The organism is Flavobacterium sp. DSP2-3-1 (assembly GCF_049896865.1).
Taxonomy (GTDB): domain Bacteria; phylum Bacteroidota; class Bacteroidia; order Flavobacteriales; family Flavobacteriaceae; genus Flavobacterium.
The window spans coordinates 36,815-55,760 of sequence record NZ_JAFCVD010000001.1; the positions used below are offsets into that span (position 1 = coordinate 36,815).

Below are 18,946 nucleotides of genomic sequence, written 5' to 3' on the forward strand. Positions count from 1 at the left end.
TGGAAATAGCTCCTAAAAACGCAAAAGTCAAAAATCATTATAAGATTTCTTCGTTCCTAGCAATGCCTAAATACTTGCTTTGAATTGCTCTAAGAAACGTACGTCATTTTCGTAAAACATACGAATATCACCAATTTGATACAACAACATGGCGATTCTTTCAATTCCCATTCCAAAGGCAAAACCAGTAAATTCCTCGGGATTAATGTTACAGTTCTTCAATACGTTAGGATCTACCATTCCACAACCACCAATTTCTAACCAACCAGTTCCTTTGGTAATTCTGTAGTCGGTTTCAGTTTTTAAACCCCAATAAATATCGATTTCAGCACTTGGTTCGGTAAACGGAAAATAAGAAGGACGCAAACGGATTTTTGATTTTCCAAACATCTCTTTGGTAAAATACAAAAGCGTTTGTTTTAAGTCGGCAAAAGAAACATCCTTGTCAATGTACAATCCTTCCACTTGGTGAAAAATACAGTGCGAACGCGACGAAACAGCTTCATTACGAAAAACCCTTCCCGGAGAAATGGTACGAATGGGTGGTTTGTTATTTTCCATATAACGCACTTGCACGGATGAAGTGTGCGTACGCAGCAAAATATCAGGATTCGTTTGTATGAAAAACGTGTCTTGCATGTCACGTGCCGGATGGTATTCCGGAAGGTTTAACGCGGTGAAATTATGCCAGTCGTCCTCAATTTCCGGACCTTCGGAAACATTGAAACCTATGGTAGAAAAAATGTCGATAATTTGGTTTTTTACCAATGAAATAGGGTGACGAGAGCCAATAATCACTGGTTCAGCTGAGCGGGTTAAATCCCCGTAAAAACCTTTACTTTCCTCTTTGCTTTCCAAAGCTTCTTGTATTGATTTTACTTTTTCTTCAGCAGAAGTTTTAAGCAGATTAATTACCTGTCCGAATTCCTTTTTTTGATCGTTTGGAACATTTTTGAATTCGGCAAAAAGCGCTTTCAAAAGTCCTTTACTTCCTAAAAATTTGATGCGGAACGTTTCTAATTCTGCTGTGTTTTGCGTTGAAAAGGCTTGTGCTTCGCCAATATATTCTTTTATCTTATCTATCATTTTCCTTCCGTAATTGAGAGTGCAAATTTAAGAAAAAGTTTTTAGTTTTCAGTCTCCGTTTTCATTAGATTCGTTCTGAAAAGGGAGACTGAGACTGTAAACTACGAAATTACTTCCCGTTCCAGGAAATAATTCACAATAGCTTCTTTCATCAAAACCGATTGTTCTCCAGCTTTAAGTGGTGGCAGTTCCTCTTTTACTTTGTAATGAGGCCATCCTTCTTCATCAAAAAATTCGAATTCATAAAAACCATACGGCTCCAATAAACGGCAAATCGCGATGTGCATCAGGTTTAATTTCTCGTCTTTTTTAAATTCTTTATGTACTTTCCCAAGTTCCTGCACCCCAATTAAATAAATAATGGCGTCTAAATCCAAGTCCTCTCCTTGAGAAAATTGATTGGAAAGTATATTAACTAGCTGTTCCCAGCGTTCTTTAAGTTGTGTGTCTCTTGCCATTTTTTTGAATTATGAATTATGAGTTATGAAATTATAGCTCCTAAAATTATTTTGGCAAAGATAAGAACTTGAAAATTGGCAATGGTAAAGAACAATTCTTTTATATTTGCCTTTCTATTTACTAATGAATTATTATGGGATTTTTGGATATCATTTTGGGTGTACTGCTTGCTTTTGCTTTTTATAAAGGACTACAAAACGGACTTTTTGTTGAACTAGCCTCTTTAGTTTCGCTTTTGGCGGGAATTTATATTGCTGTCAAATTTTCCTCCTACATGAGGGATATTTTAGTGGGCTTTGTCAAATGGAATCCCAATACAATCCAAATAGTGGCTTTTGTCCTTACTTTTATGATTGTGGTTGTTGTTGTCTCTATAATAGGGAAGTTCATGACTGGAATAGCAGATTTTGCTTTTTTAGGTTGGTTGAATAAATTGGGCGGTGGTTTTTTTAGAGTGCTGAAAACAATTTTGATTATTAGTATCGTCTTTGCAGTTTTCGAAAAAATAAATTACAATCATATTTTAGCCAAAAAAGAAACTTTGGACAATTCTCTTTTTTACAATCCAATCCAAAAAATAGCGGGTTACATGTATCCTTCACTAAAGGAATGGTATAGTAGTTTGAAGAAAAAGTAAGCAGCTTTCAAACTAAATAGTAATACTGAATAGTAGAAACTAACCATTGAACACTATTATTTCACTTCCTTTATCGCACTACTTTCTATCCAGCCTGTGGTTCCATCCGTCAGTTGTATTTTTTTCCATTTTCCAATAGTTTCAAACACATAGACTTTGGTTCCTTCGTGAAGCGCAAATAAAGGCTTTCCGCCATCTCTGGGTTCTGGTTTTACATTAGTCTTTTCAGCAAAAACTATGGCCGGTTTTTCAGTGTCAAAATGACTTTTCTCCATAATTGCAGCGGATAACGTGATAAGCATCATAAAAATTACCACAAACATTCCAAAGAAAAAAATCCGTTTAGAAAGCGTTTTTTGAGAAAAATAGTACCCGATAAAAAACAATAAAAAAAATGTCGCCAGTCCTACAGAAACCCATCCCCAAGTGTTATAGTGGTAAATTCCCGTGAAATCGCGAAGTAATTTTCCAAAACCTACTTTTGGAATTACTTTAATCTCATCAATAGTCCTTTTTTGAGCGAACTTCAGATTGTTTATGCTTTCCTTATCATTTGGATTCAGTACTAATGCTTTTTCATAATTGTAAATTGAAGGCGCTATCTGATTCAATTTATAATACGCATTTCCTAAATTAAAATACAATTCTGAGGATTGCTTATTGTCTTTTAAAACACCTTCATAGGCCGCCACAGCTTCGGTGTACTTTCCTTTTGCATAGTGCGTATTTCCTTTTTCAAAGCCGTTTTGGGCAAAGAAAACCTGAGTTGAAAGTAAAAGTATGTATAGTATGTTTTTCATAAAAATTTAAACACGAAGGTTACAAGGAAGTCGCAAAGACCACTATTTAAAGCGCTCCATTTATGACTCGTCTTACTCCTTCTTTTAGCAATTTTACATTAAAATTAATTAGCAATCCTAATCTCAAATACGTTAGTAATTATGTAAATTTTACTCACTTTGTGGTTAAGCAAACTATTAAGCAATTTGTTTTTCTAATTCAGATATTATAAATACCGCTTTATCAAAATCCTGTTGTATTGTAACACTTGACGAAGGTGCATAACGAGCAACTTCGCAATTTTCAGTAAGCGCAATAAAATCATTTACCGCTTCTGGTTTTGCATTTCGGGACAACAATAATTCCTGAATGTTATCCTTGCTCATTTCTGAAGTTTCAATGTGTAATTTCGCTTTCAGGAAATTATGCATCGCTTTTTCCAGCGCAATGTAAAACAATTCTTTGTTGTTAATTTGTTTCTTCGCTTCTGATAAATATTTCTTGGCGAGCTTATTATTCATTCGGATTCTATTTCCGGAAATATCACCATCCATAGCTTCTTTCTTCTTTTTGAATAAAATAATTATTGGCACAAGTAAAAAAGGAACCAATAACAATCCAATAAACAAATTCGATCCAAAGAAATCCTCTTTGTCAATGGTAACAAGATTGGTTTGTGACTTAATATCTTTAAATTCTTCTGCGGCTGCAATTTTATTTTTATTTCCACCTGCTGCAGTAGAATCAGCCGGTGTCGGACCATCCAGAACATTAATCATAATCTGTGGAGAACGCAGTGTTTTATAGGTTCCGGAGCTCAAATCAAAATAAGAAAACTGCATTGGTTTGACCGGATAATTCCCTCTATATTGTGGAATTATTGCATAACTGTCTGACGATTTTCCAGCCATTCCAGAAAGTGGTGTACTAATATCTTCGCTGTGAACGGCATCGTACATTTCCAGCGCATTTGGCACTACTGGTTTTGGCAAGCTGAATAGTTTTAAATTTCCTTTTCCAGTTACACTTACAACCAAATCCAGGCTTTCTCCATGTTTCAAATTAGTCTTTGATGGTGTAACTTTAAAGTCAAAATCTCCAACCGCACCACTAAAATCTTCTGGTTTTCCTGACTCGGGTAATGGCTTAACGTTGATGATTTTGGCTCCAGCCGAAACTCGCTTTGTGGTTTCCGTGAGCATCATTCGACCAAACATATCCCTACGGTTTGTTGGTAATTGCACATCTACCGATAATGATAATGGCTCAATTTTAAGTCTGCCTGATTTTTGCGGATACAGCACTACTTTCTTGAGTACAATAAACCTGAAATTCTGGCCTTTGAAAATTCCTTCTTCGGCAGCAAGTTGTTTGATTTCGATATTTTGGCTCCAAAAATCATTATATTTAGGCTTACTTGATTCCCCTAGATTTGAAATTCCAATGTTAGCGAAATACAACTTGTAAACAACCGTAATGGGTTCGTTTATGTATGGATTTGTTTTAGAAACATCAGCAACCAGATACAGGTTTTCATCGCCAGATATTTGCGAGTCGTTAGGGTCTCTGGGCTGTTCCGTAGCAGCGGTCACAATGATTTTTACAGGTGCAGTTTTATAGATTTGACCGTTGTACTCAATAGCCGCCGGCTTGATTATGAATGTTCCTTTTTGATTGGGTACCAAAAAATAAGAGTACGCTTTTTCAAAAGAGCTTCTCCCGTTTACCCATGACTGACTCACCTGCTGACTTGGTCCGGCTATAATTTGAAAACCATCAAAAGACGGCTGCACAAAATTATCGCCATCTACATTCATCATAAAATCAATACGCAGTCTTTCATTCAATCCCAGCGTAGTTTTGCTTACTCTGGCCTCAAACTGGACCTGAGCGCTAAGTGTGCTGCACACCAATAAAACAATCGCTGCTAAGTATTTTTTCATTTTCAAACTCTCTAATTGAATTACCAATCCTTTTCCGTTTTAACTGGTTTTCCTTTTACTTTTTGGGCATTCACTTTGTCCTGAACTTTCTTTTCCTCTTTGTTTACGGCGTCCAATAGATTTTCCAGACGTTCCTTTGAGATTCCTCCTGGCGCAGGTTTTGGTTCTCCTTTATCGTTGGGTTTCGGATCTTTGTTTTGTTTGTCCTGATCGCCTTTATCGTCTTTTTTATCTTTGTCTTTGTCGTCTTTTTTGTCTTTTTCGCCGTCTTTCTTTTCGTCCTTTTTATCGTCTTTCTTATCCTGATCTTTTTTCTCGTCTTTTTTCTTATCGTCTTTTGGTGGATTGTCTTTCAGCATTTTTTTTGCCAAAGCATAATTATAACGGGTTTCCTCATCAGTCGGATCATTACGCAATGCGTTTTTATACGCTTCTACCGCTTGTGTATAATCTTTTTCAATCATGAACACATTTCCAAGATTATGAAAAGCACGGTGTTTCTGAGGTCTTGTTTTTGAATTTTTTAAGGCCTTAGCAAACGCAAATTTAGCTTCGGAGGATTGTTTTTGCTTGTAAATACTGTTTCCAAGATTAAAAGGCGCAGCGGCTTTGTTAGGAAATTTTGAATCTGAAATTCGGTAATTGGCTTCAGCTTCCACGAATTTATTGTCCGCATAATCTTGGTTTGCTTTGGGCAAAATTCGATCTTTTTGTTGCGCATGCAATCCGGCTGTACCCGAAAAAGCAACGATTAAAAAGGCAATTATGATAATTTTAAATCTTTTCATTTATTGTATCTATATGTCCAGAAGGCTTTGAAACCTTTTAGAAATAATTATTTATTCTCGTTAAATAAATTTAATTTTTTAACCCAACTTGTTTTTCTTTCCAACAGGAAAACGTCCACAAATAACAGCAAAAAAGCAAAACCTAAGAACCATTGAAATTGTGATTGAAAATCCGCCATTTCGGTCGCTTCAAATTCGGTTTTTTGAATATTATCTAATGCATTCTTTACATATTCAAGCACTTCTTTGGTATTATTGCCATTTACATAACCCCCTTTTGTGGCTTTAGCAATGGCTGTCAAACTTTCTGGAACCAATTTCGTTATAACCACTTCATTGTTATTGTCTTTCTTGAAACCTTCGATAATTCCATTTCTTTTCAATGGAATTGTACCTCCTTTTTCAGTTCCAACACCAATTGTAATAATTTTAATTCCCAACTTATTGGCTTCTTCGGCGGCTTCCTCTGCACCTTCATTATGGTCTTCACCATCCGAAATCATGATCAATAGCTTACTCGTTTTTTTATCGTCAAAATAGGTTGACGATAATTTGATTGCTTCGTTGAACGATGTTCCTACGGAGGAAACCATATCAGTATTCATGCTTTGCAAAAACATTTTTGCAACACTGTAATCAGTAGTGATGGGCAATACCGGAAACGCACTTCCGGCGTACGCCACGATTCCTATTCTGTCGCTTCCTAACTGGTTGATGATTTGCGAAACAATCTGCTTGCTTTTGTCCAATCGGTTTGGGGCTATGTCTTCAGCCAGCATACTTTTGGAGACATCCACTGCAAAAACAATGTCGATTCCTTCTCTCTTAACGGTTTCCATTTTGGTACCAATTTTTGGATTTACCAAACCGAGAATTAAACCTAGCAATGCTAAAATCAGTACTGACACTTTCAAAACGGGTTTAAAAACTGAACTTTCAGGACTCAGCTTTTTCACCATTTCTAAATCTCCAAACTCGCGTTGTTTTTTTCTTTTCCAATATAAATTGAACAGAAAAATCAACACCACTAAAGGCAGTATTAAGAGGAGATATAAATATTTTTTTTCGTCTAATTCCATTTTTAATTTTAGATTTATGAATTTCGATCTTAGATTTTTACTCTAAATCAAAATTCTAAACTTGGTCATTCCAGTTCCAATATTCCAGTTCTTACTCCCTTTCCTTCGGGAGCGCTGGAGTGGGGATTTTATATAAAGCTTCTAAAAACAGTATTCCTTAACCCTACTTCCAGCAATAATAAAAAACCGGCAAACCAAATAAAAGGTCTGAATTTTTCATCATAATCATAGAATTTTAATTCTTCGATTTCAGTAGTTTCCAGCTTATTTATTGTTGCATAAATTTCGGCTAATTTACTATTGCTCGTTGCTCTAAAATATTTTCCACCAGTATGATTAGCAATTTTTTTCATCATTTGCTCATCAATCTCCACTTTCATCATTTGGAAAAGAAATTTTCCGTTTGGTGCAATAGCATACGGAAACATGGCCATTCCGTTTGTTCCTATTCCTATTGTATATACTTTTATTCCGTATTCTTTTGCAATATCCGAAGCAGTATCTGGTTCAATAAACCCTGCATTATTCACCCCGTCAGTCATCAGGATAACCACTTTGCTCTTTGCCTGACTGTCTTTCAATCTGTTGACAGCGGTTGCCAATCCCATTCCTATTCCAGTTCCGTCTACTAAAACATTATCGTATTTTATACTTCTGATCGCATCAAGTATAACTGCTTTATCACTGGTTACCGGCGCTTTTGTATACGCTTCAGAGGCATAAACAACTAGTCCAATCCTGTCATTTGGTCGTTCTTCAACAAAATCTGCAGCTATTCTTTTCAGTGCTTGCATTCGGTCTGGCTTCAAATCTTTGGCAAGCATACTTCCGGAAACGTCTATTGCCATTACAATATCAATTCCTTTCGTCGTTTTAGTTTTATTACTTACATCGACCGTTCTTGGGCGTGCCATAGCTACAATCAAAGAACATAAAGCCAAAACCCGAAGCACATTTAACATCGGTTTTAACTTTGTCAAATACGATTTATTCCCTTTAAATCCTTCTAACGAACTTATTTTTAATGTGGCGGATTGATGGTTCTTTTTTCGCATAAACCAGAAAATTACAACTGGAATCAGCAGAAACAACCAAAAAAATTCCGAGTTTAAAAAAGTTATTTTCTCCATTATTTACTCGCTTGTTTTAATTCGACAGCATTCAAAACGCGTTCTGATATTTCACTGCCATACTTGTCTCCCTCTTCATGAAAAAGTAAAATCTGTTGCAATCCGCCTTCTTGACTGAACAATATTGCTTCATAATACATTTTCGCAGTGGTCTTATTATCGCTATCAACTTGTGAGAAGGTTCCGTACGCTTTTAATCCTTTGATTCCCTCTTTGGTTTCAAAATCTTCCTGTTTTACAATCATGTTTTGAGCACCTTGCGCTTCGAGTGATTGCAAAGCTCCATCCATAGATTTAGCCAAATCGATTTGCGTCTCTTGTTTAAATTTTAAAGTAGAAACCATCACATAAAAACGGTCCAAAACACTTCCATACGCAAAGGATTGCATTTCTTTAATCAAAGCCATTCCGTTTTTAGGAAGTGTTTTAGTCAAATCCACTCTCTTGAGCACTTTTGGTGTTTCTATGATAATTCCCGGATTTCCGTACTCGCTTTTTACCCATTCGCCTTCCAATAATTCTTTGGTAGGATGACCAATAATGTTGTCTTTTACATAGTCAAACCCTTTGGTAACGATGAAAAAAGTAGTAGTCGCTGCCAACAAAAAAACAACCGAAACCACCGCAGTCAAGATGCGTTTGTTCTTTTGTTTGCGCAATTGAATTTGGATTTGTTTTTGTCTTTGCGCTTCATTCAACAGCATATCTTCCTCAACTAGTACTTCCACAGGAATTGAATTGTCTAATGTCAGAATTGCTTTTTGAATTTTATTTCGGTCTTCTGTGATTTCAAAATCCAATGGTTTTGATTTGGCGAATTTTACTAAATCGGCTTGTTTTAAAACACGCTCCAGATTTTCGATTATTTCCTGAGAAAGCGTCATTTTCTTTTTGACAGAAGCAGCCCTAAGTCCTTGAATCAATTCCGAAGTTGTGCTTTCCATAGCCGGAATTTCTATCGCTTCTTCAATATAATTTCTGGCAATATCCGTCAATTCACTATAGTAGGCTTTAACTTCTCCTTTTTGCCAAAGTTCTTTTTTCTCTAAAGTGTCCAGCAAACTAGTCGCTTTCTCGATTGGCGTCTTGAAAATTTCTTCCTGTAATTTCTTTTCTTGACGCTTTTTAATAAACCAATAAATAAATGCTCCAATACCCACAATCAATGCGACAATCAATAGGTATTTCCACCAGTCTCCAATCGGGTTATCCGCTGGAGCAATATCTTTAATGTCGAACATTTTTTGTTTCAAAGTATCTACCTGAACATTTGCCACTTCAACCAAAAGTGAATCCGTCATAAACGGTTTGCTGTTGATAAAAATCTTGATACTTGGAACTACATATCTACCAGAATCAAATTGGGTTAAACCGTATTTTTTGATTAATTCATAACGACCGTCCATTTTGACAGTGTCAATAGGATATGACTGAATCACCTCTAAAGCGCCTAAGTTTTTTAATTTCGGGAAAATTACTTTAGAAGAAGTATCAACAGTAGTTTTTATGGATAGTTTAAATTCCGCGCCAATTTTATTTTTAATCGTGTCAATACTTGTGACTACTTGCTTTTGTTGTGCAAAAACAGCCGTAGAAAGCAGCAATAATAGTAGGTAAAGTCTAATTTTCATTTTTTATCTAGTTAACCCTGTCAGGGTTTAAAACTCTGGTAGGGCTAGGTTTCGTTTTATCTCGATTTAAAATAGCTCAACAATTTCGTCACATAACTTTCGTCAACCCTTGTGTTTACAACACCTGAACCTGATTTACTGAATGTCTCTTTAAAATAGTTTACTTTGTCGCGGTACTGTTTTTCATAATTCATTCGAACTGCTTTCGAACCGGTATTTATCAATTCTATTGCTCCGGTTTCGGCATCAAGCATGGAAACCATCCCTAAATCCGGCATTTTTTCTTCTCGAATGTCGTATACGCGAATCCCCGTTATATCGTGTTTTTTGGAGGCTATTTTTAATGTTTGCTCGTAATCTTCCGACATGAAATCAGAAATTACAAACACAATCGCTTTCTTTTTTTGGGTTCCCGATAAAAATTTTAAGGCTTGAGCAATATCTGTTTTACGGCTTTTCGGCTGAAACTCTATCAATTCCCGAATGATTCTCAATACGTGTGATCTTCCCTTTTTTGGCGGGATGTACAATTCAATTTCATCTGAAAACAAAATCAAACCTATTTTATCATTGTTTTGGGTCGCCGAAAAGGCCATCGTTGCGGCAATCTCCGTAACAATATCTTTTTTGAATTGATTTTTCGAACCAAAACTTTCTGAACCCGAAATATCAACCATCAACATCATGGTCAACTCTCGTTCTTCCTCAAAAACTTTTACGTGTGCTTCATTGTAGCGTGCGGTTACATTCCAATCAATGGCACGAATATCATCTCCGTACTGGTATTGACGCACTTCGCTAAACGTCATTCCACGCCCTTTGAAAGACGTATGATACTCTCCCGAAAAAATGTGATCGCTCAATCTTCGGGTTTTAATTTCTATTTTTCGTACTTTTTTTAAGAGGTCTTTTGTTTCCATTTTTTTCTTGCCACAAAGGCGCAAAGGCAAAAAGTTTTATTTAATTCATAAGTCATTAATGCGTTCTAAGTGAAAACTGATCACTGAAAACTGCCAACTGCTTATGGTACTTCTACTTCGTTTACAATTTTGTTAATGATGTCTACTGAAGTAATATTTTCGGCTTCCGCTTCGTAAGTAACTCCAATTCTATGACGCAACACATCGTGAACTACCGCACGAACATCTTCAGGAATTACATAGCCGCGACGTTTAATAAAGGCGTAACATTTTGCGGCCGTCGCCAAATTGATACTTCCACGCGGTGACGCTCCAAAACTGATTAATGGTTTTAAATCAGCCAATTTATATTTCTCTGGATAACGCGTGGCAAAAATGATATCAAGTATGTATTTTTCTATTTTTTCATCCATATAAACCTCACGAACTGCTTCTTGAGCACGTAAAATTTGTTCTACCGAAACCACTGCATTTACTTTTTCGTAACTTCCTTTCAAGTTCTGGCGAATCACTAAACGCTCATCTTCCATTTTTGGGTAATCGATCACCGTTTTTAGCATGAAACGATCGACCTGCGCTTCAGGTAATTGGTAAGTTCCTTCTTGTTCAATTGGATTTTGAGTAGCCAAAACCAAGAATGGTCGGTCTAGTTTAAAAGTGGTATCGCCTATAGTAACTTGCTTTTCCTGCATCGCTTCCAATAATGCCGATTGCACTTTGGCAGGAGCACGATTAATCTCATCGGCAAGGACAAAATTAGCGAAAATTGGTCCTTTTTTTATCGAAAATTCATTAGCCTTAATGTTGTAAATCATTGTTCCTACAACATCGGCTGGCAATAAATCTGGCGTAAACTGTATTCTGCTGAAAGATCCCTGAACGGCTTGTGAAAGAGTATTTATTGCTAAAGTTTTTGCTAATCCGGGAACTCCTTCTAATAAAATATGGCCCTGACCCAAAAGTCCAATTAATAAACGCTCCACCATGTGCTTTTGACCCACAATAACCTTGTTCATTTCCATCGTGAGAAGGTCTATAAATGCACTCTCTCTTTCAATTTTTTCGTTAATTGCTCTGATATCTAAAGTCGATGTATTTTCTTCCATTTTATTATTTTTAAAACCTTGAATTTAATGCCTTCGTTTTGAAGGTGCAAATTGAATTTTTTTTTAGAAGTAAGATGTTAATAAATGGTTAAAACTTCGACAAAAACTCTAATTTTAAGGACGAATTATGATACAATTTTTATATTTTTAAGAACTTTGAAAAATATACTTTGAAATAGTAGAATTATGAATATCATTAAAAAATAAAAACCATGAATAAAACAAAATTATCCCCTGTTGTAGCGGGTGTCATGAATTGGGGAATTTGGGATAAAAATCTCAACACCAAAGAAATGGAAAACATGATTAACGTATGTTTGGAGAACAAAATTACTACTTTTGATCATGCCGATATATATGGGGATTACACGACCGAAGCTGATTTTGGAAAAGCATTTGCTTCGGGTAAAATTGCCAGAGAAAAAATGCAATTAATATCAAAATGCGGCATCCAAATGGTAACGGAAAACCGTAATAATACCATAAAACATTACGAATATTCAAAAGAGTACATTATCTGGTCTGTTGAAAATTCCTTAAAAAATCTACAAACGGATTATCTGGATGTTCTTTTATTACACAGACCAAGTCCATTGATGCAGGCTGATGAAATTGCCGAAGCGGTTTTAAAACTAAAATCAGATGGTAAAATTAATGATTTTGGACTTTCTAATTTCACGGCTACACAAACCGAATTGATTCGACAAAAAACAGAAGTTTTGTACAATCAAGTCCAATTTTCGGCAACAAATTTTGAGCCTATGGTCGATGGAAGTTTTGATTACATGCAAGCCAACAAAATTCGTCCTATGTCCTGGAATCCGCTGGGATCTGTTTTTAGAAAAGATATTCCACAAACCAGACGATTGAAAAAATTACTGGCGACTTTAGTTTCAAAATACCATTTGGGGTCGGATTCCATTTTACTTTCTTGGATTTTAAAACATCCGGCACAAGTAATTCCAATTGCGGGAACGGTGAATGTGGCCCGAATTCAATCACTGATGAAAGCTGTTGAATTAGAATTAGACCAAGAGGATTGGTTTGCTATTTGGGCAGAAAGCATGGGAAATAATGTAGCCTAAATTAGTGTTCCGTTCAGAAACTTTAGAATATAAAATATAAAAAAATCATGACTAAAACAGCCTTAGTGACTGGAGCTACCAGCGGAATTGGTAAAGCAACAGCGCAAATATTAGCTCAAAATAACTATAAAATTATTCTTTGCGGACGCCGCGAAGACCGATTAAATGATCTTAAAAAAGAACTTTCGGAATTTACAGAAGTGCATACTTTAACCTTTGATGTTCGGGATAAAAAAGCGGTTTTTGAAAACATCAATTCCATACCGGAAGCCTTTGCTACAATCGATGTTTTAATTAACAATGCCGGAAATGCGCATGGTTTAGATCCTATTCAAAACGGGGATTTAGACGATTGGGACGCCATGATTGACATCAATGTCAAAGGGCTTTTATATGTTTCAAAAGCCATAATTCCGCAAATGATTGAACGAAAATCAGGTCATATTATCAACATTGGATCCATCGCCGGAAAAGAAGTATATCCAAACGGAAACGTTTATTGCGCCTCCAAACATGCCGTTGACGCCTTAAACCAAGCTATGCGAATGGATTTAAATCCTTACGGAATTCGCGTTGGTGCCATTAATCCCGGTGCGGTAGAAACTGAATTTAGCGAAGTGCGTTTCAAGGGTGATGCAGACAGAGCCGCCAATGTTTACAAAGGTTTTGAACCATTACATCCAGAAGATATCGCTGATATTATTCACTTTGTAGTTTCTAGACCGTATCACGTAAATATTGCTGATCTAATGGTTTTGCCGACAGCACAAGCCGCAGCGACTATTTTAAAAAGAGATTAATTTTCACCATTAATTATTATTTATTTTTATTATTCCTTATAAAATACTGAAATATGTCGAATTACAATTCTTTTGAGGAAATGGCAATTTATCAATTAGCTAGAGAACAAAGCAATCATGTTTGGCATTTAATTCAAAACACCACTCTTGGTCAAGATTATAAATTGAAAGATCAAATCAATGGTTCTTCCGGATCAGTTATGGATAATATTGCGGAGGGTTTTGGCCGAGGAGGAAACAAAGAATTTATTACTTTTCTGAGTTATTCAAGAGGTTCATGCTGTGAAACAAAAGCACAACTGCAAAGAACCTTCGACAGAAAACATATCAACGAAGAAAATTATTTGGAGTTAACTTTGAAATCTCAAAATATAATCGACCAAATTTCAAAATTCATGAATTTTTTAAAAAGTTCTGATAGAAAAGGTTCAAAATATGACTAATAACTGTGACTTAAAAACAATAAAAAATAGAAATAAATAATAATTAATTGCAAATGATCAACAAACGCATTCTTATCAAGAACCTGCTCGCTCACAATGATGAGAGTAGTTTTTATGACAAAAAGCGTCAGTTGAATTTGCATACACGGGAAGGCAAAGCCAAGTTCCTTAAGCACATTTGCGCACTATCCAATTCAAATCCTGCAAATAATTCCTATATTGTTGTGGGTGTCGAAGATCAAGACAATATTATTGTGGGCGATGATTTTTTTGACGACAGCAGGATTCAGAATCTAGTGAATGCTTATCTGGAAAATCCTCCCAAAATTCAGTACGAAAATGTACCTTTTCCAAATTTACCAAAAGATAAAGTTATCGGACTGGTAACGGTCAAGCCAAAAAGCAAAACTTCCCATTTCAAAAAAGGAATTTACACAATTCCTGCCAACAGTGTTTTTATCCGAAGAGGCAGTAACACAATGCCGATTGAAGGCGAAATTGAAAAAAATTACCAAAACACAGAAACCGTAATTGGCATAGAAAACAACTCTCGAAACAGCATCGAAAACACACTTGATGGCGTGATTGATTTCATGAATTTTCGCCACAAGGATATGGCGCCAAAATATAAAGTGTTTAAAGAATTATTTGTGATTTGCTGGGCAGGTGTCGCAAAAAAATCGCGTGACAAAACCTATTTATCACGCGTCGATATTGAATTGATAAACGAACAAATCAAGCTTTTTTATTCGGCTCAGGATGTGGTCGAAATTACTTTTGATGATGATACTTTTACCATTATTGAATATGTTCCTTTAGGTTTGAACGACAAAACCAGCTATTATCCTTTAGAAAAACAGACCATTCATTTTCATGACAATGGCTATTACAAAATTGAAAGAGAGATTCTTTTTCAGCCGCCAGAATTCAACAAGAAAATGCTTTTTCACATTTACAATACCAATATTGCTTTGCTAAAAAAACTCCAGAAAGGACTTTCTTTAACCGAAAGAGAGCATAAAGATTTAGAAAACCTGCCTTCCACCTTCATGATTTGTTACCTGAACGGTTTTGAAGAAGCCAAACAAAAACTGATTGATGCAAAAGTACTTTTGAAACCTTTCAACCAAGTATATTTATCGTTTAAAGAAGCGTTGCGGATTTTGAGAAAGATGAAATATGATGTGCAGTAAATGCCCTATTTTAGATATATCATTCGCTAAGAAATCCCATTACATACATATTAATTTCTCTTTTTTGTTTTTTACTCCCTCTATCATTCATGTCATTGTGAATGGTATTGGCGAGTTTAATAATTTTTATTCCAAACTTTTCCTGCTCTGCAATAGTAGGCAAAACTCCTTCATCTGCAGGCTGGTCGCTCGAACGAAGCGAGTAGATTTTAGGCTGAGAAGTTCTTGGTAATTCCATTCTTCGGTTGTCTAAAGAAATTATTTTATTAACCAAATCTGGATACTTCTGGACAAACAAAACTGTCATATCACCTCCGTTTGAATGTCCAATTAAATTTACATGTTTGAAGTCTAATTCTGGTTTTATTTTTTTCAATTCGTTTAAAACAAAGAGAATGTTCTCTGCTCCCCTTTCCCAATTTGATCGTCGTACAACTCGAGGTATTCCTGTCAAAGGCAACAAATCATCCGTTGGTAATTCATGCTGAATACTGACTACATAATAGCCTTTAGACGCTAATTTTTTCGTTAAATATGAGTACGATTTATTTGCGCCGGGTTTATTTTCTCCATAACCATGACTTACAATTACCAATTGTTGATTTCTAATTTTATCTTTTACAATCGAATTATAAAACGCGACCGGAATTAATCTGTTTCTGGAACTGTCCAACCAGTTGGCACTATCTGACTTGACTTCAAATTCCTGATTATTGACTTTAGCATTTGTTACGTTTTTATTGGACATACAACTGAACAAAAGCAAACAAACTAGTATTTGTAGGTATGTTTTCATATAAATTTCGAGCGCATATCTGATTGCACTAATAGTTTTGACACAAATTTATTGATTTATAATTCTATATAAAAGCCAACAATTCTTTTAAAAATTGACAAATCATTTTGGCCAACAGTAACGATAACGCAAGTAATGTACTCATTTGAAAAAAGTTTAATTATTTGTAAAACTAATCTGAAAAACTAAATAAAACAATCACCTAAAACCGTGATATTTCAATTTTATATTAAAATACAAATTCTTTTATTTTTTTAAAATAAATAAACCAAAAAAGCTTCGTTCATCACTCTTTTACTTAATTTTATAACTTGAAAAATAGTATTCATTTTCTGCTATTTTTGTATTAATAAACGAAAAAAAGTCCATGAGAACACTTGTTATAGGCGATATCCACGGTGGTTTGCGAGCATTGCACCAAATTATGGAAAGAGCTAACGTTACTAAAAAAGACACCCTTGTTTTTCTGGGAGATTACGTTGATGGCTGGAGTCAATCTCCTCAGGTACTTGATTTTATCATTGATTTAAAAACCAAACAAAACTGCATTTGCATCCGCGGAAACCACGATGATTTATTGCTGGAATGGCTTGACGAAAGCAAAGACAATCTCTTGTGGTACAAACATGGCGGGGAAGCAACGGTATTGGCCTACGAATCCGTTAATGAAGAAACAAAGCAAAAGCACATTGAATTCCTAAAATCGCTGGAAAATTTTTATCTGGATGAGCAACGTCGTCTGTTTGTTCATGCTGGTTTTACTAATATGAATGGTGTTGATTTTGAATATTTCCCGGGACTTTTCTATTGGGACAGAACTTTGTGGGAAACTGCATTGGCATTAGACACAAAAATGAAAGTGGAGCACCCGTTTTATCCAAAACGTTTTACCTTGTACGAAGAAATCTACATCGGTCACACGCCCGTCACCCGAATAGGTGAAACGACTCCCGTTCAAAAAGCAAATGTTTGGAACGTAGATACCGGAGCGGCTTTCAAAGGACCATTGAGCATTATGGATGTTGATACCAAACAATTCTGGCAAAGCGAACCTTTGGACCAATTGTATTTTGACGAGAAAGGAAGAAATTAAATGTCCTATTTTCTTTAACCTGTGCTAAAAAGTGATCTATTACTGTTACATTAACACTTGTACGAGCTTTAAAAAATAAAAAAAGATTGTTTAAGTCAAATATTTTTGTCTGGGCACTTTGGATTTTATTATTGCTGTAGAAAAGGTTTTGTTTTTTTTCGATGTGTACGTCGGGTTAGATTACATCACAAAGATTGTTGTGTTTTTTTTAATAAGTTTCCAAGGAATTTGTAATACTAAAAAAGGCAATTTGAAATATTCAAATTGCCTTTTTTAGTATATTATATTTTGGTCCTACAAATCAAATTTTATTCCTTGGGCCAATGGCAATTGGGTTCCGTAATTGATCGTGTTAGTTTGTCTTCTCATGTAGGCTTTCCATGCATCAGAACCGGATTCACGTCCGCCACCGGTTTCTTTTTCACCACCAAAAGCACCACCAATTTCTGCTCCGGAAGTACCAATATTTACATTGGCAATTCCACAATCAGAACCTGATTGAGAAAGAAACAATTCCATTTCTCTCATGCTGTTTGTAAAAATAGAAGAAGAAAGTCCTTGTGGAACTCCGTTTTGCAACGCAATCGCTTCTTCAATCGTGCTGTATTTCATTACATATAAAATAGGAGCAAACGTTTCTGTTTGAACGATATCAAAATGATTTTCAGCCTCAATGATACATGGTCTTACATAACAACCACTTTCATATCCTTCGCCTTCAACCAATCCGCCTGCAACGATGATTTTTCCGCCTTCTTTTTTGGCGGTTTCAATCGCATTTAAATAATCCTGAACAGCTCCTTTATCGATAAGCGGTCCAACGTGATTATTTTCATCCAATGGATTTCCAATTTGCAGCTGACCGTAGGCATTTTTCAGTACACTGATAGTTTTATCATACACACTTTCGTGAATAATTAAACGTCTGGTTGATGTACAACGTTGTCCTGCTGTTCCTACCGCTCCAAAAACGGCTCCAACCAATACCATACTGATATCCGCATGTTCCGAAACGATAATAGCATTGTTTCCTCCTAATTCAAGGATGGTATTTCCAAAACGTTCTGCAACGGTTTTTGATACGTGACGTCCAATTCTGGTTGATCCTGTAAAAGAAACTAACGAAATTCTTTTATCATTGTTGATTAAATCTCCTGATTCGTTCCCAGTTACTAAACAACTGACGCCTTCGGGAACGTTATTTCTTTTTAAAACTGTTTTGATAATATTTTGACAAGCAATTCCACATAAAGGTACTTTTGAACTTGGTTTCCAAATCGCAACATCACCACAAACCCACGCAATCATTGCGTTCCAACTCCAAACAGCTACCGGAAAGTTAAATGCTGAAATGATTCCAACAGTTCCTATTGGGTGGTATTGCTCATACATTCTGTGCAAAGGTCTTTCAGAATGCATTGTTAATCCATACAATTGACGGGATAATCCCACCGCAAAATCACAGATATCAATCATTTCCTGTACTTCACCATATCCTTCTTGAAGACTTTTTCCCATTTCATAAGAGACCAGCTTTCCAAGAGGCTCTTTGAATTTTCTTAATTCATCTCCCATCTGACGAACAATATCACCTCTTTTAGGAGCTGGAACCATACGCCATTCCAGAAACGCTTCTGAAGCTTTTCGCATCGCTTTTTCGTAATCCTCTTTAGAAGATGTTTTTACTTTTCCAATTAAAGTGCCATCTGCTGGTGAATAACTTTCGATGATTTTTCCGTTGGCAAAATTAGCTGCTCCAGTTGATGTTCCTTCATTTATCTCCTCAATCCCTAATTGCTTAAGGGCGTCTTTGATTCCGAATTGATCTGCTATTGTTATCATTGTAACTTTTTTATTAAAAATTGTTATATTTTTTTACAAATATATTGATTTAACGTGAAATAGTAAACATTGCTACTTTTATTTTACGCTTTTTAGCCACGATACGAGTGGCATCCTTTTGTGGTCTCGTTTTTT

18 protein-coding genes are annotated in these 18,946 nt (G+C 35.7%); 6 read left to right on the forward strand and 12 right to left on the reverse strand.

Translation table 11 applies throughout. From position 1 onward, the window contains the following. Positions 1-66: 66 nt before the first annotated feature. Together pheS and ACP7AT_RS00190 are read right to left on the reverse strand one after the other, a co-directional pair. Entirely contained in the window at positions 67-1,086 is a 1,020-nt protein-coding gene (gene pheS / locus ACP7AT_RS00185; protein ID WP_426062359.1) for a phenylalanine--tRNA ligase subunit alpha, read from the reverse strand. 101 nt (positions 1,087-1,187) lie between these two features. Beyond that, a complete protein-coding gene (locus ACP7AT_RS00190; RefSeq protein WP_426062360.1) occupies positions 1,188-1,544 on the reverse strand; it encodes a hypothetical protein in 357 nt (118 codons plus the stop codon). Positions 1,545-1,678: 134 nt separating this feature from the next. Between ACP7AT_RS00190 and ACP7AT_RS00195 the strand changes: the two genes are divergently transcribed. Next, positions 1,679-2,182: a CvpA family protein gene (locus tag ACP7AT_RS00195; protein ID WP_426062361.1), complete on the forward strand. Its 504-nt coding sequence runs from the start codon at positions 1,679-1,681 to the stop codon at positions 2,180-2,182. Between the two features lie 56 nt (positions 2,183-2,238). On the opposite strand, the gene ACP7AT_RS00200 is transcribed toward ACP7AT_RS00195, so the two are convergent. The 8 genes from ACP7AT_RS00200 to ACP7AT_RS00235 all read right to left on the reverse strand — a co-directional run bounded on the left by ACP7AT_RS00200 (position 2,239) and on the right by ACP7AT_RS00235 (position 11,559). Next, a complete protein-coding gene (locus tag ACP7AT_RS00200) occupies positions 2,239-2,982 on the reverse strand; it encodes a tetratricopeptide repeat protein (protein WP_426062362.1) in 744 nt (247 codons plus the stop codon). 177 nt (positions 2,983-3,159) lie between these two features. Continuing rightward, positions 3,160-4,905, reverse strand: a complete 1,746-nt coding sequence (locus ACP7AT_RS00205; RefSeq protein WP_426062363.1) for a BatD family protein — start codon at positions 4,903-4,905, stop codon at positions 3,160-3,162. A 20-nt stretch (positions 4,906-4,925) separates the two neighbouring features. Next, complete coding sequence (locus tag ACP7AT_RS00210; RefSeq protein ID WP_091203444.1) at positions 4,926-5,693, reverse strand: tetratricopeptide repeat protein; 768 nt, start codon at positions 5,691-5,693, stop codon at positions 4,926-4,928. 47 nt (positions 5,694-5,740) lie between these two features. Further along, the gene (locus tag ACP7AT_RS00215; protein ID WP_091203443.1) at positions 5,741-6,772 is read right to left on the reverse strand and encodes a VWA domain-containing protein; all 1,032 of its coding nucleotides are present in this window, start codon (positions 6,770-6,772) and stop codon (positions 5,741-5,743) included. A 128-nt stretch (positions 6,773-6,900) separates the two neighbouring features. After that, positions 6,901-7,902, reverse strand: coding sequence for a vWA domain-containing protein (locus ACP7AT_RS00220; RefSeq protein WP_426062364.1), 1,002 nt, complete (start codon positions 7,900-7,902; stop codon positions 6,901-6,903). Next, entirely contained in the window at positions 7,902-9,533 is a 1,632-nt protein-coding gene (locus ACP7AT_RS00225; protein WP_426062365.1) for a hypothetical protein, read from the reverse strand. Before ACP7AT_RS00225 ends, ACP7AT_RS00220 begins: the two co-directional genes overlap by 1 nt. A 56-nt stretch (positions 9,534-9,589) precedes the next feature. Beyond that, a complete protein-coding gene (locus tag ACP7AT_RS00230; RefSeq protein WP_091203440.1) occupies positions 9,590-10,453 on the reverse strand; it encodes a DUF58 domain-containing protein in 864 nt (287 codons plus the stop codon). Between the two features lie 101 nt (positions 10,454-10,554). Continuing rightward, a complete protein-coding gene (locus ACP7AT_RS00235; RefSeq protein WP_131908066.1) occupies positions 10,555-11,559 on the reverse strand; it encodes an AAA family ATPase in 1,005 nt (334 codons plus the stop codon). Positions 11,560-11,771: 212 nt separating this feature from the next. Between ACP7AT_RS00235 and ACP7AT_RS00240 the strand changes: the two genes are divergently transcribed. The 4 genes from ACP7AT_RS00240 to ACP7AT_RS00255 are packed head-to-tail and all read left to right on the forward strand — an operon-like array spanning position 11,772 to position 15,080. Next, positions 11,772-12,644 (forward strand): aldo/keto reductase, encoded by an 873-nt coding sequence (locus tag ACP7AT_RS00240; protein WP_426062366.1) that lies wholly within the window; start codon positions 11,772-11,774, stop codon positions 12,642-12,644. 47 nt (positions 12,645-12,691) lie between these two features. Further along, on the forward strand, positions 12,692-13,444 hold the full coding sequence (locus tag ACP7AT_RS00245; RefSeq protein WP_426062367.1) for an SDR family NAD(P)-dependent oxidoreductase: 753 nt from the start codon (positions 12,692-12,694) through the stop codon (positions 13,442-13,444). Positions 13,445-13,497: 53 nt separating this feature from the next. Next, positions 13,498-13,887 carry a four helix bundle protein gene (locus ACP7AT_RS00250; protein ID WP_426062368.1) on the forward strand — a complete coding sequence of 130 codons (390 nt, stop codon included), beginning with the start codon at positions 13,498-13,500 and terminating at the stop codon, positions 13,885-13,887. Positions 13,888-13,940: 53 nt separating this feature from the next. Continuing rightward, positions 13,941-15,080: an ATP-binding protein gene (locus ACP7AT_RS00255; RefSeq protein ID WP_426062369.1), complete on the forward strand. Its 1,140-nt coding sequence runs from the start codon at positions 13,941-13,943 to the stop codon at positions 15,078-15,080. A 19-nt stretch (positions 15,081-15,099) separates the two neighbouring features. On the opposite strand, the gene ACP7AT_RS00260 is transcribed toward ACP7AT_RS00255, so the two are convergent. After that, positions 15,100-15,876: an alpha/beta fold hydrolase gene (locus tag ACP7AT_RS00260; RefSeq protein WP_426062370.1), complete on the reverse strand. Its 777-nt coding sequence runs from the start codon at positions 15,874-15,876 to the stop codon at positions 15,100-15,102. 367 nt (positions 15,877-16,243) lie between these two features. On the opposite strand from ACP7AT_RS00260, the gene ACP7AT_RS00265 reads away from it, so the two are divergent. Continuing rightward, on the forward strand, positions 16,244-16,969 hold the full coding sequence (locus ACP7AT_RS00265; protein ID WP_426062371.1) for a metallophosphoesterase family protein: 726 nt from the start codon (positions 16,244-16,246) through the stop codon (positions 16,967-16,969). Positions 16,970-17,263: 294 nt separating this feature from the next. Here the strand turns inward: ACP7AT_RS00265 and ACP7AT_RS00270 are convergent, their stop codons facing one another. After that, positions 17,264-18,811 carry an aldehyde dehydrogenase family protein gene (locus ACP7AT_RS00270; protein WP_426062372.1) on the reverse strand — a complete coding sequence of 516 codons (1,548 nt, stop codon included), beginning with the start codon at positions 18,809-18,811 and terminating at the stop codon, positions 17,264-17,266. Positions 18,812-18,946: the final 135 nt, after the last annotated feature.

What these genes read in the sequence shown, in the direction of transcription:
- ACP7AT_RS00255 (WP_426062369.1), top strand. Translation starts at nt 13,941, where the DNA reads ATGATCAACAAACGCATTCTTATCAAGAACCTGCTCGCTCACAATGAT.
- ACP7AT_RS00260 (WP_426062370.1), bottom strand. Translation starts at nt 15,876, where the DNA reads ATGAAAACATACCTACAAATACTAGTTTGTTTGCTTTTGTTCAGTTGT.
- ACP7AT_RS00200 (WP_426062362.1), bottom strand. Translation starts at nt 2,982, where the DNA reads ATGAAAAACATACTATACATACTTTTACTTTCAACTCAGGTTTTCTTT.
- ACP7AT_RS00245 (WP_426062367.1), top strand. Translation starts at nt 12,692, where the DNA reads ATGACTAAAACAGCCTTAGTGACTGGAGCTACCAGCGGAATTGGTAAA.
- ACP7AT_RS00235 (WP_131908066.1), bottom strand. Translation starts at nt 11,559, where the DNA reads ATGGAAGAAAATACATCGACTTTAGATATCAGAGCAATTAACGAAAAA.
- pheS (WP_426062359.1), bottom strand. Translation starts at nt 1,086, where the DNA reads ATGATAGATAAGATAAAAGAATATATTGGCGAAGCACAAGCCTTTTCA.
- ACP7AT_RS00220 (WP_426062364.1), bottom strand. Translation starts at nt 7,902, where the DNA reads ATGGAGAAAATAACTTTTTTAAACTCGGAATTTTTTTGGTTGTTTCTG.
- ACP7AT_RS00225 (WP_426062365.1), bottom strand. Translation starts at nt 9,533, where the DNA reads ATGAAAATTAGACTTTACCTACTATTATTGCTGCTTTCTACGGCTGTT.
- ACP7AT_RS00210 (WP_091203444.1), bottom strand. Translation starts at nt 5,693, where the DNA reads ATGAAAAGATTTAAAATTATCATAATTGCCTTTTTAATCGTTGCTTTT.
- ACP7AT_RS00230 (WP_091203440.1), bottom strand. Translation starts at nt 10,453, where the DNA reads ATGGAAACAAAAGACCTCTTAAAAAAAGTACGAAAAATAGAAATTAAA.
- ACP7AT_RS00195 (WP_426062361.1), top strand. Translation starts at nt 1,679, where the DNA reads ATGGGATTTTTGGATATCATTTTGGGTGTACTGCTTGCTTTTGCTTTT.
- ACP7AT_RS00240 (WP_426062366.1), top strand. Translation starts at nt 11,772, where the DNA reads ATGAATAAAACAAAATTATCCCCTGTTGTAGCGGGTGTCATGAATTGG.
- ACP7AT_RS00205 (WP_426062363.1), bottom strand. Translation starts at nt 4,905, where the DNA reads ATGAAAAAATACTTAGCAGCGATTGTTTTATTGGTGTGCAGCACACTT.
- ACP7AT_RS00270 (WP_426062372.1), bottom strand. Translation starts at nt 18,811, where the DNA reads ATGATAACAATAGCAGATCAATTCGGAATCAAAGACGCCCTTAAGCAA.
- ACP7AT_RS00190 (WP_426062360.1), bottom strand. Translation starts at nt 1,544, where the DNA reads ATGGCAAGAGACACACAACTTAAAGAACGCTGGGAACAGCTAGTTAAT.
- ACP7AT_RS00215 (WP_091203443.1), bottom strand. Translation starts at nt 6,772, where the DNA reads ATGGAATTAGACGAAAAAAAATATTTATATCTCCTCTTAATACTGCCT.
- ACP7AT_RS00265 (WP_426062371.1), top strand. Translation starts at nt 16,244, where the DNA reads ATGAGAACACTTGTTATAGGCGATATCCACGGTGGTTTGCGAGCATTG.
- ACP7AT_RS00250 (WP_426062368.1), top strand. Translation starts at nt 13,498, where the DNA reads ATGTCGAATTACAATTCTTTTGAGGAAATGGCAATTTATCAATTAGCT.